A 13,403-nucleotide genomic window follows, 5' to 3' on the forward strand; every position below is an offset into this window, starting at 1 on the left:
GTACGTCATATATGAGAAACAAGGACGCAACGGGCGGAGTGCGGTCCGGGCGCGGTGGTGACAGGCGTTCCGATCTGTTTCATTGAAACGTTTCACGCCAGGGGCCCCGGTGTTGTGCGACTCGCTGTTGTCATGCTCACGACAGACAGGAAGGTAAATGGCCATGCGCACAGTGACATCCGCACCTCCGAAGGTCGCCTCGCGATCACTGCGCTGGGCCCGCTGCGTCATCGCGGCGGTGCTGTCCGTGCCGCTGCTCGTGATCGGTGCCTCGGCTGAGCCGGCGGCGGCCGGGGTGACAGTGCCGGCCGCGGTGCCGGTGGCCGGGGGGACGTACACGCTGGCGGTGGCGAGGAGCGGGCTGTGTCTGGACGTGGTCGACGGCAGTACCGTCAACAAGGCGCTGGTCCAGCAGTGGAACTGCCATTCCGACCAGAGCAATCAGCAGTGGAAGGTCAACACCCGCGGCTCGGCCTTCGAACTGCAGTCGGTCGGCAGCGGCAAGTGCCTGGACGTGCCCGACAGCAGCACCACCAGCGGAGTGCGGCTCCAGCAGTACACCTGTGTCGGCAGCAGCAACCAGCTGTGGCGCTTCGCGGCGTCCGGTTCCGGCACCTACCAGGTGATCAACGCGGGCAACGGACTGTGCGTCAGCGACCTCAACGCCTCCACCACCTCCGGCAACCCCGTCATCCAGGAGACCTGCACCGCCAACACCAACAAACAATGGGCCTTCGAACCCGTCAGCGGCCGCACCTGGCCCTCCACGGCCGACGGTTTCGCCGCCACGGGAGGCGGTACCACCGGCGGTGCCGCCGGCACCACGGTCAGCGTGAGCACCTACGCGGACCTGCTCAAGTACGCCACCGCCAGCGCTCCCTACGTCATCAAGGTGACCAAGGGCATCACGGTGCCGTCCTACGGTTACGAGATCCCGGTCCGGTCCGACAAGACACTCGTGGGGGTCGGCACCGCGGGCGAGATCGTCAACGGCGGCCTCTTCCTGGGCACCGGCGTCCACAACGTGATCATCCGCAACCTCACCCTCCGCGACACGCGGATGACCGACGACGATCCCGACGACAAGACGTACGACTACGACGGCATCCAGATGGACACCGCCGACCACGTCTGGATCGACCACAACCGGATCGTGCGGATGAACGACGGCCTGATCGACAGCCGTAAGGACACCAGCTACCTCACCGTGTCCTGGAACGAACTGGGAGAGGTCAACAAGGCCTTCGGCATCGGTTGGACGGACAACGTCACCGCCCGCATGACCATCCACCACAACTGGATCCACGACACCAACCAGCGCAACCCCAGCATCGACAACGTCGCGCTGGCCCACCTCTACAACAACTACCTGCGGAACATCACCTCGTACGGCAACCTCTCGCGCGGTGCGGCCAGGACGGTCATCGAGAACAGCTACTACGAGAACGTCAACAACCCCTACTCCGTCGACACGACGGCCGCCTCCCTCTCGCAGAAGGGCAGCGTCCTGGTCGACTGCACGGGCGACCAGAAGACCAACGGCACGACGTTCACCCCGAGCAGCTACTACTCCTACACGCTCGACCCGGCGGCCGGCCTGCCGGCGCTGCTTGAGCAGTACAGCGGCCCGCAGCCCGACATCGGGACCTGAGCCCCTTCGACGCGGTGCGGCCGCGCCTGCCCCCGCGTCCGGCACAGGGGCGGGCGCGGACCGGAACGCCCCGCACATCTGCGCGGTCGGCCTCGGCCGGCTGCGGGAGAGAAGGGCGAACCTCACCCCGGCTGCCCGGAGAGGCACATGAGGTGGTACTGCCCGGTGCGCGGATCGCGCCGTACCCCGTGCATCTCCTGACGGAACCGGGGAAACGCGCGGTCGCGTGCCTGGAGGGCGTCGAGGTAGCGCAGGTGGGGGTTGCCGGGCGGCCCGGTGTTCTCGCCCGGCAGGAAGAGCGGGATGGCGGTGGGCGTCAAGGTCACCACGGTGGCGACCGTGCGGCCCGCGGCCTCCCGCAGCGGGACCTGCTCGCAGCCGTGGGCGCGCAGGTGGTGGAAGGCGGCCTGCGGGCTGAGGTCCTTCCGCGGCAGCCTCGTGTAGGTCTCCTCCAGCAGTCGGCTGTGGCCGCTCCTGGTCAGCAGGTCGTGCAGGTCCGCGCACAACTGCCGGAGGGTGGCCGGGTCGCTGCCGGCGTCCGCCGCCAGGTCGGGGAGGGCGGCTGCGAGGGGGGCGTCGTCGTCGTACAGGGCCTTGAAGTCCGAGAGGCAGTCCAGCAGTGCCTGCCGTTTCGCTGTGCTGCTGCCCATGGAGAAGAGGACCTGGAGGGTGTAGTCGTTGGACTTCTCCGGGGTGATGCCCCGGGTCTGGAGGTAGGCGCTGACGACGGCGGCGGGAATGCCCTGGGACGTGGGACCGCCGCCGGGGGTGATGCCGGGGCAGAGCAGGGTGACCTTCAGGGGGTCCAGCATGCAGAACCCTGGTTCGAGTCCGGTGAAGCCGTGCCAGGTGTCCTCGGGGTTCAGCAGCCAGCAGGAGGGCTCGGTGCGCAGCAGCGCCCCGGGCGCGTCCTGGAAGGCGTGGGCGAAGCCGTCGGCCGGGTCGGTGACCTGGGGCGGTTGCCAGACCTCGAAGAACCAGTCGCCGCCGGCGCGGGTGCGTGACTGCCGGGCCCGCCGGGCGACCGCCTGCCGGAAGGCGATCGCCTCCCGGAGGGCCTCGTCGATCAGTGCCCGCCCGTGGTCGCGCATCGTGGCGGTGGACACGTCGAGCGATGCCATCAGGGGGTAGAGCGGCGACGTGCTGCCGTGCATCTCGTAGGTCTCGTCCAGCACGGCGCGGTCGACCGGAGCCCTGGCGGCGGAGCGGGTGTGGAGCATGGCGCCCTGGGAGAGCGCGGTGAGCATCTTGTGCGTCGACTGGACGCTGAAGACGGTGGGCCGCTCCGGCCCCGGCATGGCTTCCTCGTCGACGGCCATGGCGTAGCGGCGCCGGAAGAGCGGGTGGAAGTGCGCGTAGGCGAGCCAGGCCTCGTCGAACAGGATCCGGGGGGTGCGGGCGGCCAGGAGTTCACTGGCCCGTACGGTGTCGTAGCAGATGCCGTCGTAGGTGGAGTTGGTCAACACCGCGAGGGCTGCCGGACCGGCGGACGGGGCGGCGGCCTGCGCGAGGGTCCCTGGCGGCACCGGGCCGATGAGCCCGTAGCCGTTGCGGGAGGGCAGGAGAGGCACGGCTTCCGCGCCGGTGAGTACGAGAGCGTGGGCCAGGGCCCGGTGGCAGTTGCGGTCCACCAGGGCCACGCTGCCCGGGAGCAGCGCGTAGTGGGCGACGATGCGGTCGGCCGTGGAGGCGCCGTTGAGGACGAAGTAGGACAGGTCGGCCCCGAAGACGCGGGCTGCTTCGTCCTCGGCCGCCCCGATCAGGCCCTCGTGGGCGAGCAGGGACCCCAGCTCCGTCACGGAGACGGAGATGTCGGTGCTCAGCAGGTCTTCGCCGTAGAAGGCGCGGAAGGCCCGCCCGGCCGGGGACTTGGTGAAGGCCAGACCGCCCGAATGGGTGGGGGTGTGCCAGGCCTGCGTATCGCTTCGCCCGAAGGAGCGCAGGGCGGCGAACAGCGGTGGGACCTCGTGGGGGCGTGGCTCCCGGGCGCGGCGCACGATCCGGGCGGCCACCTCGCCGGGACTCTCCGTACGGGGGTCGAGGAACTCCGCCGCGGGCCAGTGCGCCGGGACGCGTACCTGGTCGGCGGCGGCACCGTCGAGAACGATGAAGACGGGCAGGCGCAGGACCTCCCCGTCCCGCTGCCCCCGCGAGGAGCGGCCGGCGGGGTCGTCCGGCAGGTCGGGAGGAGGCAGCGCAGCCGCGCCGACCACCACGGCTACGGCACCGGCGCCCTCGGCCGGCCGTGGCTCCCGGTGCCGGCCGGTGACTCCCAGCCCCGCCCGTTCCAGATGGGCCGCCAGGTCCCGCATCCACAGCTTCCGCGTTTCCCCGGGCCCAGCGGCGCCGTCCACCAGGATCACGCGCTGTTCCACGGTCCGCTCCTTCACCGTCGCGTCTACGTCGGGCAACGCCCGCCCCGAGCCGGGGAGGCAAGAATCCTCCATCCGGCGCCCCGTACGCCGCAGCGGCGAACCTCTGTGTCCCCCTTTCACACCTTCGGTCGGTGAGAGGCGCGAGTGCAGCCGTCCTGACGCCCCGCCGGCCAGGCCCGGCCCACCGCCGCACGGGGCCCGGTTCAGGCGCCGAAGTGGGTGCGGGGTCCCCAGGCCTTGGGGCGGAACCCGTCGGCGGCAGCGCGAGCCACGACCTTGCCGAGCGCGGCGGAGGGCGGTGTCCCCGCCCGGAGTTCCTCGTGGAGGGTGGCCATCATCTTGTTCTCCGGCAGCCGGGTGCCGATGCCGGCCAGGTGGCAGGCGGACAGGCCGACGCTGGTTCCGCGCCGCAGGTCGTGGGCGTTGCCGGAGGGGACGACGGTGAGGTCGGCGAGCCCGCGTACCGGGATGCCGTCCACCGGCGCGGAGTACAGCGGCAGCAGGGCGCTCTGCCTCAGCGGCACCAGGGCGACGCGGCCCTCCAGGCGGGCTTGGACCTCTTCGTGCCCCAGACCGGGCAGGGCGATGCTCCGGCACAGCTCACGGCCGGTCTTCGGCGTTTCGAGCCGGATCGCCGTACCGCCCTCCACTCCGGGTGCGGGGCAGAGCACCGAGCGCGCCGTCCGGCCCGTGGCGAGCACGGCGGACACGGTGCGAGCCCTGGAGTCATCCGGCCGTCCCGGAGGAGGCGTCCATCGCGGTCACGATGGCCCTGGTGAGGGCGGCCGTGTCGAGGACGGGCACTCCGTCGGGTCCGGGCCTGGAGCTGATCTCGATGCGGGTCTCGGCTCCGGCCCCACCGGTGATCGTGAAGACGAGCGGTGGTGCGGATCTTTCGACGGGGGCGCGGAACCCGAACCAGGCGGCGGCTCGCTGAGCGAATTCCTTGATCTGCTCGCGGGCGAGATAGACGGCCACCAGGTTGGCTGTGACGGCCAGCCCCTGATTGCCGACGGACACCGCGGCCTGCGCCACCGATGCCCACTCATCGGCCGAGCGGGAGCCGACCTCCACCTCGTCGAAGTCGGCCGCGTCCAGCAACTCCCAGAAGTCCCGCGGTACTCGCACGAACATGTGGTCGCCCATGACCCCGAGCGTAGCTGTCGGCCGACCGCGAAGAGGAACATCGTGCGAACTGTCCGTACCCGATTCGCACCGCATCCGGTCACTCCGTCACGACGGCTGTCTGCCGAGTGCGCGGTGGGACAGGAAGCGCATGTACTCGTCGTGGTCGAGCGGGTTCCCGTCGAAGCGTTCGCGCGACGGGATCGGAGAGCGCACGCGCCGGTCCCCGCCTGGTTCGGAACAGATCGTCCCCTCGCCGTGGGTGAGTCCGGGCAGGGCGAGGGCCACGTCCTGGAGCAGCCGGGCGGCGACCTCGGCCCGGACGCTCCAGGACGACTCCGCCTCGACCGGTTGCCCGACGTCCGCCCGCAGCGACATGAGCAGCCCGATGACACCGCTGAGAGCGTCGGCGGGGAAGTCCACCTCGATGCTGTAGGCGGGCTCGTAGACCGCGCTTCCGGCCTTCTGGAGCGCCTGCATGAGCACCATCGGGGTCAGGTTGCGGAAGTCCGCCGCCGTGGTCCGCGGCGCTTCGTAACCGATCTTCGTGAGGATCACCAGGCAGTCGGTCACCTCCCAGCCGTAGAGCCCTTGTTGGAGCGTGCTCATGGCGGCGCTCTCGATGGCGCGGTGGTAGGCGCGCGGCAGCAGGCCCTCCTCCGCCTCGCGGAGGAACTGGTTGCCCGAGCCGGCGGCCGCGGGTTCGATCCGCACCCCGACGGTCTGGAAGAACTCGTTCGGCCGGTGCGGCTCGAACTCGTACACCGCCTCGCCGGTGCCCAGCGGGCGTTCGAAGTAGACCGGTCGGGTCCGCTCGAAGACCGCTTCGACGCCGAACTCGCGCCTGAGCCGCTCTTCGATGACCTCTTTCTGCACCGCTCCGTACAGCAGGATGGAGGTCGCGCCACCGGCGAGGGTCCGCGTCCGGATGAGCGGGTCCTCGTCGGCGAGCTGGGCGAGCGCCGCGTGCAGTTCGCCCTCCCTGCCGGGCTCGCGGGACCGGACCGCCGACTCCATGATCGGCGGTGCGAACTGGTACCGCGGTCCGGGCCCGTCCGTCTCCCCCAGGTGGTCACCCACGCGCACGGACGGCAGACCGCGGAGCCTGGCGATGTTGCCCGGGGTGAGCGGTCCGGACGGCGCCGGGGCGCCGTCCGCGGTCCGGGCGCCGACGACCTCCAGACCGGAGACGCGGCCGCTGTACTTCTCCACCGCCCCACCCGGCTTGTGCCGGTGCAGGGTCACCCGCTGTCGCTGTCGCAGCTCCCCGGAGAACAGCCGCAGATAGGCGGCCTTCTCCCCGGCGCCGGTGCGCTCGACGGCGAAGACCGTGCCGCGCAGCCCCTCGCCGGCGGCGGCGGGGCGGCGTCGTCCCAGGAACTCCCGCACCCCCTCGGTGAGTTGGGAGGTGCCGGCACCCGACACCGCGGAACCGAAGAAGACCGGGTGTACCAGGCCGTCGCCGGTGAGCCGCTTGAGGAGGGCGTGCAGTTCCCGGGGGCCGGGCGGGCGGTCGTCGACCATCCGGCGGAGCACCGTGTCGTCGTGGTCCGCGAGCAGCTCGCCCAGTTCCGTCGCGAAGTCCCCGTCCTCGGGGGATCGGGGCCGGACGTCGGCCGCCCGGGTCCCCAGGCCGGCGACGCGCTGCATCGGCACCACGGCGGGGGTCAGCTTCCCGCGGATGTCCGCCAGCAGGCTGTCGTACCGCGCCCCGGTACGGTCGATCTTGTTGACGAAGAGGAGGGTGGGCAGCCGCAGGCGTCTGAGCGACCTCATCAGGACCCGGGTCTGGGACTGGACGCCCTCGACCGCCGACATCACGAGAACGGCCCCGTCGAGCACCGAGAGGGCCCGCTCCACCTCGGCGATGAAGTCCGGGTGGCCCGGCGTGTCCACCAGGTTCACCTGGAGATCGCCCAGGGCGAAGGATGCGACGGCGGAGCGGATGGTGATGCCCCGCTGCCGTTCCAGTTCGTTGCTGTCCGTCTGTGTGTCACCGCCGTCGACGCTGCCGAGTGCGGCGATGGCGCCGTTCTCGAACAGCAGCCGCTCGGTGAGGCTGGTCTTACCCGCGTCGACGTGCGCGAGAATGCCGAGATTCAGAGTGTGGGCTGGCAATGCGATCCTCGATGATGCGAGAAGGGAGGGGTGAGCGGGGAGCATCGCCGAATCGCCGCACTGGGGTTCCCTTCCATTTCACCGATAAGAGGGCCGCTTCACCGATGTGAGGGCCACGGAAATACCTGTACCGCAATACGTATACAGCAATACGTATACTGCGATACATGTGCTGCCGTGCCATGGTAGCGAGCCGCCTTCTGCGTGGCAACGCGGATATGTGGCCGCCGGATTCGCTGCCGCGTGCGGGAATCCGGTGCCGGTCACCTGTCCGTGGTGGGCTCGCGCCGGAGCCTCGCCGGGCCGGGTCCGATGAACGCTTACGCAAAGCTCCCCTCCGAATCCGGAGCGCGAGGGCCATGGCCGTCCGGTGCCCGCGCACCCCGGAGGCGCGTCGCGGATCGCCGCGGTTACGCATGCCGGAGGCGCATTGTGCACTTCTCGGCACCACCGAATGTGCTTTCGGGCGGACTTACCATGATTACGTCGCCGGCCCCTTTGCCTCGGGAAATCAGGTGGCAGCATGGCGCCGTACCCCCTTTCCCTGACGTGGAGGTAGACCATGCAGAACGACATCGAGATCGTCGAGGTCACCGAGGAAGAGCTCGCGATCGAGGAGCTCGACGCGCGTGCCGAGCGCGGTTTCTGCTCGACCACCTGGTAGAAACCGGCGGCCGGTCATGGCCGTCGAGTGCGGGCCCGCAGCCTGTCTGCGGGCCTGCCTCGCTTTCCGGCAGAAAGTTGCCCGTTGTCATGGATGCCCCCCTCCTGCGGTTCCCCCGCCATGTACGCATGGCGACGCACTCCGGGACAGGAGTACGCCTCGTGTCCCGGGAGCGGCACACCCTCCTGCGTGGTCCGATCGGTGAACTGCTGGCTCCGCTGCTCCGCCGAGGCGCCACCCGTGCGGCTCTGCGCGAGGCCCTGGCCGCCTCCTTCGCCGCGGCGGCGGTCGACCGGGCACTGGACCAACTCCTCGCCGCGGGACTGGTGGTGGAGCGGGCGGCGGGCCGAGAGGACCATGACAGCGGCCTGTGGGAGCTGGCCGGCCTCGATCCGGAGGCGGTCGGCGACGCCATGCGGAGCCGTGTGGTCCGCCTGATCCCGGTCGGCGACCCGGGGCCCGGGACGGCGGCCCTCACCGAAGCCGCACGGGAACAGGGTCTTCTCCTCGACAGCGACAGCGATACGGATGGCGACAGCGACCGCAGCGGGGTGGTGGCGCTCCGTATCGTCACGGTCGACGACTTCCTCGATCCCCGGCTCCTGCCCCTCCACGCCCAGGCCCTCGACGACTCCACCGCGTGGATGGTCGTCAGGCCCGCCGGAGCGTCGGCGTGGATCTCACCCGTCATGGAGGCGGACCGCGGCCCCTGCTGGCTCTGTCTGACGCAGCGTCTGCGCAGCCATCGCGACACCGACACGCTGCTCGCCGCGGGCGGCACGGAGCAGTACCCGGTACGGGGAACCGACACCGGTTCCGCCACCGCGACCGGTGTGGCCGCGCGGCTCGCGGTCCTCCGTGCCGCCCGGTGGATCGCCGGACTGCGCGAACCCACGCCGACCCTGCTCAGCTTCGACGCCCTGACCCTGGAGACCGGCAGCCACCGGGTCACCCGCCGCCCGCAGTGCCCCGGCTGCGGTGACCCCGGCATGGTGGCGGCACAGGCCCACCGGCCCCTGGAACCGCGCGGCCGCGCCACGGCGCCGGACACCGACGGCGGATACCGGGCCAGCGGCCCCGACCACCTGCTGCGCACCTACGGGCACCTGATCAGCCCCGTCACCGGCGTCGTCACCCGGCTGGACAGGATGGAGACGCACTCCGACCTGCTGCACGTCTACACCGCCGGGCACAACTTCGCGACGAGTCGGCCGCGGGGCGGCGAGAGCGTACGCCGGGTGCTGCGCACCGAGAGCGCGGGCAAGGGGATGACCGACGCCCAGGCCCGCGCCAGCGCTCTGGGTGAGGCCATCGAGCGCTACTGCGGTGTCTGGCAGGGGGACGAGGCGCGGGTGACGGCGTCCCTCCGCGCCCTCGGGGACGACGCCGTACGACTCGACACCCTCCAGCACTTCAGCGCCCGGCAGTTCCGGGAACGCGAGGAGTGGCGCCGGCGGGGGACCGGTTTCACCTGGGTGCCCGACCCGCTCGACGAGACGCGGGAGATCTCCTGGACGCCGGTGTGGTCACTGACCGAGAACCGGCACAAGTACGTACCGACTTCCTATCTGTACTACCGCTTCCCCGCTGAGCCCGGACCTGTGCACGCCGTCGCCCACTCCAACGGCAACGCGGCGGGGGCCAGCCGGGAGGACGCGATCCTCCAGGGCTTCCTCGAACTGGTCGAACGGGACAGCGTCGCCCTGTGGTGGTACAACCGGGTCCGCCGACCGGGCGTCCGCCTCGACGACACGGCCCAGCCCTACCTGGCGCGCTGGCGGGACGTGTACGCCGCGCGGGACCGGGAGGTGTGGGTCCTCGACCTGACCTCCGACCTGGGCATACCCGTGGCCGCCGCCGTGTCGCGGCGCGTCGGGGGCGGCAGCGAGGACATCCTCTTCGGATTCGGCGCGCACGTCGACCCGGCCGTGGCCGTCTCCCGGGCGCTGACGGAGATGAACCAGTTCCTGGCCCAGTTGATCGAGTTCCGCTCCGGGCCGCACCAGGCCCAGGGCGGCCCGGACGCGCACTGGTGGCGGACCGCGACGCTGGAGAACCAGCCCCACCTCGCACCGGACGGCTGGTCCGACCTCCTGACGGGCCCGCACCGCCGGCCCGCCGGCCGGCACGACCTGTCGGCCGAGCTGGCGCGGGCCCGTGCCCTGGTCGGGGAGCGGGGGATGGAACTGCTGGTACTGGACCAGACCCGCCCCGACATAGCCCTGCCCGTGGTCAAGGTCATGGTGCCCGGACTGCGGAGCTTCTGGCCGCAGTTCGCCCCGGGACGGCTGTACGACGTCCCCGTCTCGCTGGGGTGGGTGACGGCGCGGACCCCGGAGTCCGAACTCAACCCGGTCCCCATGTTCCTGTGACCAGGGTGCGAGGAGAGCTGGTGTCCGACGACGACCTCGCCGTGTTCGACGCCGGCGGGACCTTCCTGCTGCGGGCGCCCGTCCTGTCCCGCGAGCCGGCCGCCGCCGACGACGGGCGCGACGGCCTGGTCGCGGCCGCCGAGCGCGACCCGGTGGTGGCCGAGGCACTGCTCGTGTCCAGCCCCTCGCTGTACGCCGCCCTGGAAGAACTGCGCGCGGGGCGGCAGCCGTCCCCGGCCCGCAGGCGTCGGCTGTCCCGCTCGATGCTCCGCTACCACCTGCGGATGACCCGCAGGTCCACGCCGTTCGGCCTGGTCGCCGGAGTCGCGCTCGGACACTTCGGCGGAGCCCCCCGCGCCCGTCTCACCGGCCGCCGCACCCGGCACATCAGGCCCGACCACGCGTGGCTCGGCGCGCTCCTGGACGCGCGGGACACCACCGCCCCGCCCGACGACGTGCGCGTCGTCCTCGACAACACCGCGCGCACCCAGGGCGACCGGATCGTCCTGCCACTGGGGCTGCGCTCCGGCCGGCCCGTGCGGCGCGCGCTGCGGCGGACCCCGCCCGTGGAGTCGGTCCTGCGCGCGGCCCGGCGACCGGTACGTCTCGGCGACCTCGCCGCGGCGGTCCTCGCGGACTGCCCCGGCCTCACCCGCGAGAAGGCCGTCGGGCTGCTCACCCGGCTGATCGCCCTGGAGTTCCTGCTCACCGACAGCGCGCCGCCGCCGTCCGATCCCGACCCGTTCGAGCACCTCGCGCGCACGGCTGCCGGACCACCCGTCCTCAGGGAGTACACGGCGCGGGCCCGCGCCTACGCGGCACAGCCCGTCGGGGACGGCACCCGTGCGCTGAGCGCGCTGCACGAAGCGGCGGGCTCGACCGAGTGCCTGCACGTCGACATGGCGCTCGACGCCGACGTACACCTTCCTCCGGAAGTGGCGGCGGAGGCGGCCCGGGCCGCCTCGGTCCTCTGGCGCTGCGCCCCGCCGCAGACGGCCGGACAGCGCGCCCTGACGGCCTACCACCGGGAGTTCCTGGAGACCTATGGGCAGGGCGAACAGGTGCCGCTGACCGCCCTGCTGACGCCGGGCACCGGCCTCGGCCCGCCCGCCGGTTACTCGCTGCCCGGCGGCGGCCGCCCGCTGCCGGACGCGTCGGTGGACGCCGCCCGGACGGCGGCCCTCAACGCGCTGTACGCCGGGGCTCTCATGTCGGGCGCCACCGGCGTGGAACTCGACGAGGAGACCCTGCGCGCCCTGTCCACCGGGCGGGAGGCCCCGCCCGCGTCCGCGGACTTCCCGGTCGCGGTGCTCGCCGGCTCCCTGGCGGACGTGGCGGCCGGCCGCTTCGGGCTGGAAGTGGTCCCCTTCCGCGTCTGCCGCCCGGCCGGGACGCTGTGGGGGCGCTTCTCCCACGTCCTGGGCGCCGGGGAGCACCTCGCCGGGTTCGCCCGCCGGGCCCGCGCGGCCGACGGCGCCGGGCTCAGGCCCGTCCGCGTCGACTACGCGCCGCGCGAGCGCCGTTCGCTCAACGTCATGCGGGTGCCCGACCCGCCGGGACGGCCCGGCGCGCGCCTCGGCGTGGGGACGTACGGAGACCCGGGCGCCCCCGGCGACGTCGACCTGGCCGAGGTCCTGGTGTCCGCGGACACCCGGCGCTTCCACCTGGTCGACGCCTCCGACGGGCGCCCGATCAGCCCTTACGTCCCGCACGCGGTCAACCACGCGTTCGCTCCGGACGTGGCGCGCTTCCTGCTGGAGGTGCCGCTGATGGGGGTCACCCAGGTGACCCCGTGGGACTGGGGCCACCTCGCCACCGCCCCCTTCCTGCCGGCCGTCCGGCACGGCCGGTCGGTGCTCTCGCCCGCCACCTGGCGCCTCTCCGCCACCGTGCTGACGAAGGACGACCCCGAGGAACACCTCGCGCCCACCCGCGCGCGCTGGCGGATACCCGACCGGGTCCACCTGGTGCGCGAGGACCAGCGGCTGGCCCTGGACCTGCGACTGCCCGCGCACCGGGAACTGCTGTACGAGGAGGCCCGCGCGCAGGGGGAGGCCGTGCTGCACGAGGACCTGTCGGCTGCCTCGGGATGGCTGCGCGGACCCGGCGGGGCCCACGACGCCGAGATCGTCGTACCCCTCTTCGCCCGGCCGTCCCCCCGCCCGCACCGACCGCCCGCCGACGCGGCCGCCGAACCCGCCTCCGCCTCCGCCTCCGCCTCGGACGATCCGGTGCCGGGCAAGCGGGCCACACCGGCCACATCGGCCAATCCGGCCACCCGGGCCACACCCGTCAGGAACGCCACGGCCCACCTGCCCGGCGGCGAGTGGCTCTCGGTCCACATCCCCTCCGCTCCCGGGGACCAGTCCCGCGTCCTCACCGCGTACCTGGAGCCGTGGCTGCGCACGGTCGCCGGCGACGTCGACCGCTGGTTCTTCCTCCGCTACCGCGAGTACGGCACCCACACCCCCCATCTGCGCCTGCGCCTGCACGGCGCCCCCTCCGTCCTCGCCCGGCAGGTGCTGCCGAGCCTGCACGACCGGATGCGCGACCTCATGGCAGCGGGCCTGGCCCGGACCTGGTCGCTGCGGGAGTACCGTCCCGAGACCGACCGGTACGGCGGCCCGGCGGCCATCGGCCCGGCGGAGAGGTTCTTCCACGAGGACAGCCGGCTGGCCCTGAGCCGCCTGCCCGGGGACGGTGACCCCCTGCCCGTCGCGGCCGACCTGGTCCGCCTCGTCCGCGGGTTCCACGCCGAACGCGGTCAGGACGGGGAGCGGTGGCTGCTGGACCAGTACCCCAAGGACCCCCGGCGGCACCGGAGGTTCAGCGACAGGCGCCGTGACGCGCTGGCCCTCATCCCGGCCGGCGAACCGGACCCGCCGGCCGGGCTCGGTGACTGGTACGCGGCGCTGACCGCGTACAGCAGTGCCGTCCACGCCGGTGACGCCGACGTCTCCCGCATCCTGCGCGCGCTGCTGCACATGCACGCCAACCGGCGGCTGCGCCTGGGTACGGACCTGGAGCAGGACGCCTACGCCCTGGCCCGGGGCGCCGTGGCCGCGCACCACGACCGGCGCCGCGCGGCGGGGCGGGAG

General features: G+C 72.5%; 6 protein-coding genes and 1 pseudogene. 3 read left to right on the forward strand and 4 right to left on the reverse strand.

Annotated elements, in window-relative coordinates; translation table 11 throughout:
* Positions 1-163: 163 nt before the first annotated feature.
* Positions 164-1,651, forward strand: coding sequence for an RICIN domain-containing protein (locus ABEB00_RS20115; protein WP_345621263.1), 1,488 nt, complete (start codon positions 164-166; stop codon positions 1,649-1,651).
* Between the two features lie 122 nt (positions 1,652-1,773).
* Here ABEB00_RS20115 and ABEB00_RS20120 read toward each other — a convergent pair whose 3' ends face one another.
* From ABEB00_RS20120 to ABEB00_RS20135, 4 genes are all read right to left on the reverse strand, one after another.
* Positions 1,774-4,026 carry an Orn/Lys/Arg family decarboxylase gene (locus ABEB00_RS20120; RefSeq protein ID WP_345621265.1) on the reverse strand — a complete coding sequence of 751 codons (2,253 nt, stop codon included), beginning with the start codon at positions 4,024-4,026 and terminating at the stop codon, positions 1,774-1,776.
* A gap of 203 nt (positions 4,027-4,229) precedes the next feature.
* A complete protein-coding gene (locus ABEB00_RS20125) occupies positions 4,230-4,727 on the reverse strand; it encodes a hypothetical protein (protein WP_345621266.1) in 498 nt (165 codons plus the stop codon).
* 25 nt (positions 4,728-4,752) lie between these two features.
* The gene (locus ABEB00_RS20130; protein ID WP_345621268.1) at positions 4,753-5,172 is read right to left on the reverse strand and encodes a hypothetical protein; all 420 of its coding nucleotides are present in this window, start codon (positions 5,170-5,172) and stop codon (positions 4,753-4,755) included.
* 87 nt (positions 5,173-5,259) lie between these two features.
* Positions 5,260-7,314 carry a GTP-binding protein gene (locus ABEB00_RS20135; RefSeq protein ID WP_425586534.1) on the reverse strand — a complete coding sequence of 685 codons (2,055 nt, stop codon included), beginning with the start codon at positions 7,312-7,314 and terminating at the stop codon, positions 5,260-5,262.
* 747 nt (positions 7,315-8,061) lie between these two features.
* Here ABEB00_RS20135 and ABEB00_RS20140 point away from each other — a divergent pair.
* On the forward strand, positions 8,062-10,305 hold the full coding sequence (locus ABEB00_RS20140) for a TOMM precursor leader peptide-binding protein (protein ID WP_345621270.1): 2,244 nt from the start codon (positions 8,062-8,064) through the stop codon (positions 10,303-10,305).
* A 155-nt stretch (positions 10,306-10,460) separates the two neighbouring features.
* Positions 10,461-13,349: pseudogene (locus ABEB00_RS20145) on the forward strand (lantibiotic dehydratase); the annotation flags it as partial.
* Between the last annotated feature and the right edge of the window lie 54 nt (positions 13,350-13,403).

The organism is Streptomyces ziwulingensis, assembly GCF_039542605.1.
GTDB classification, from domain to species: Bacteria; Actinomycetota; Actinomycetes; order Streptomycetales; family Streptomycetaceae; genus Streptomyces; species Streptomyces ziwulingensis.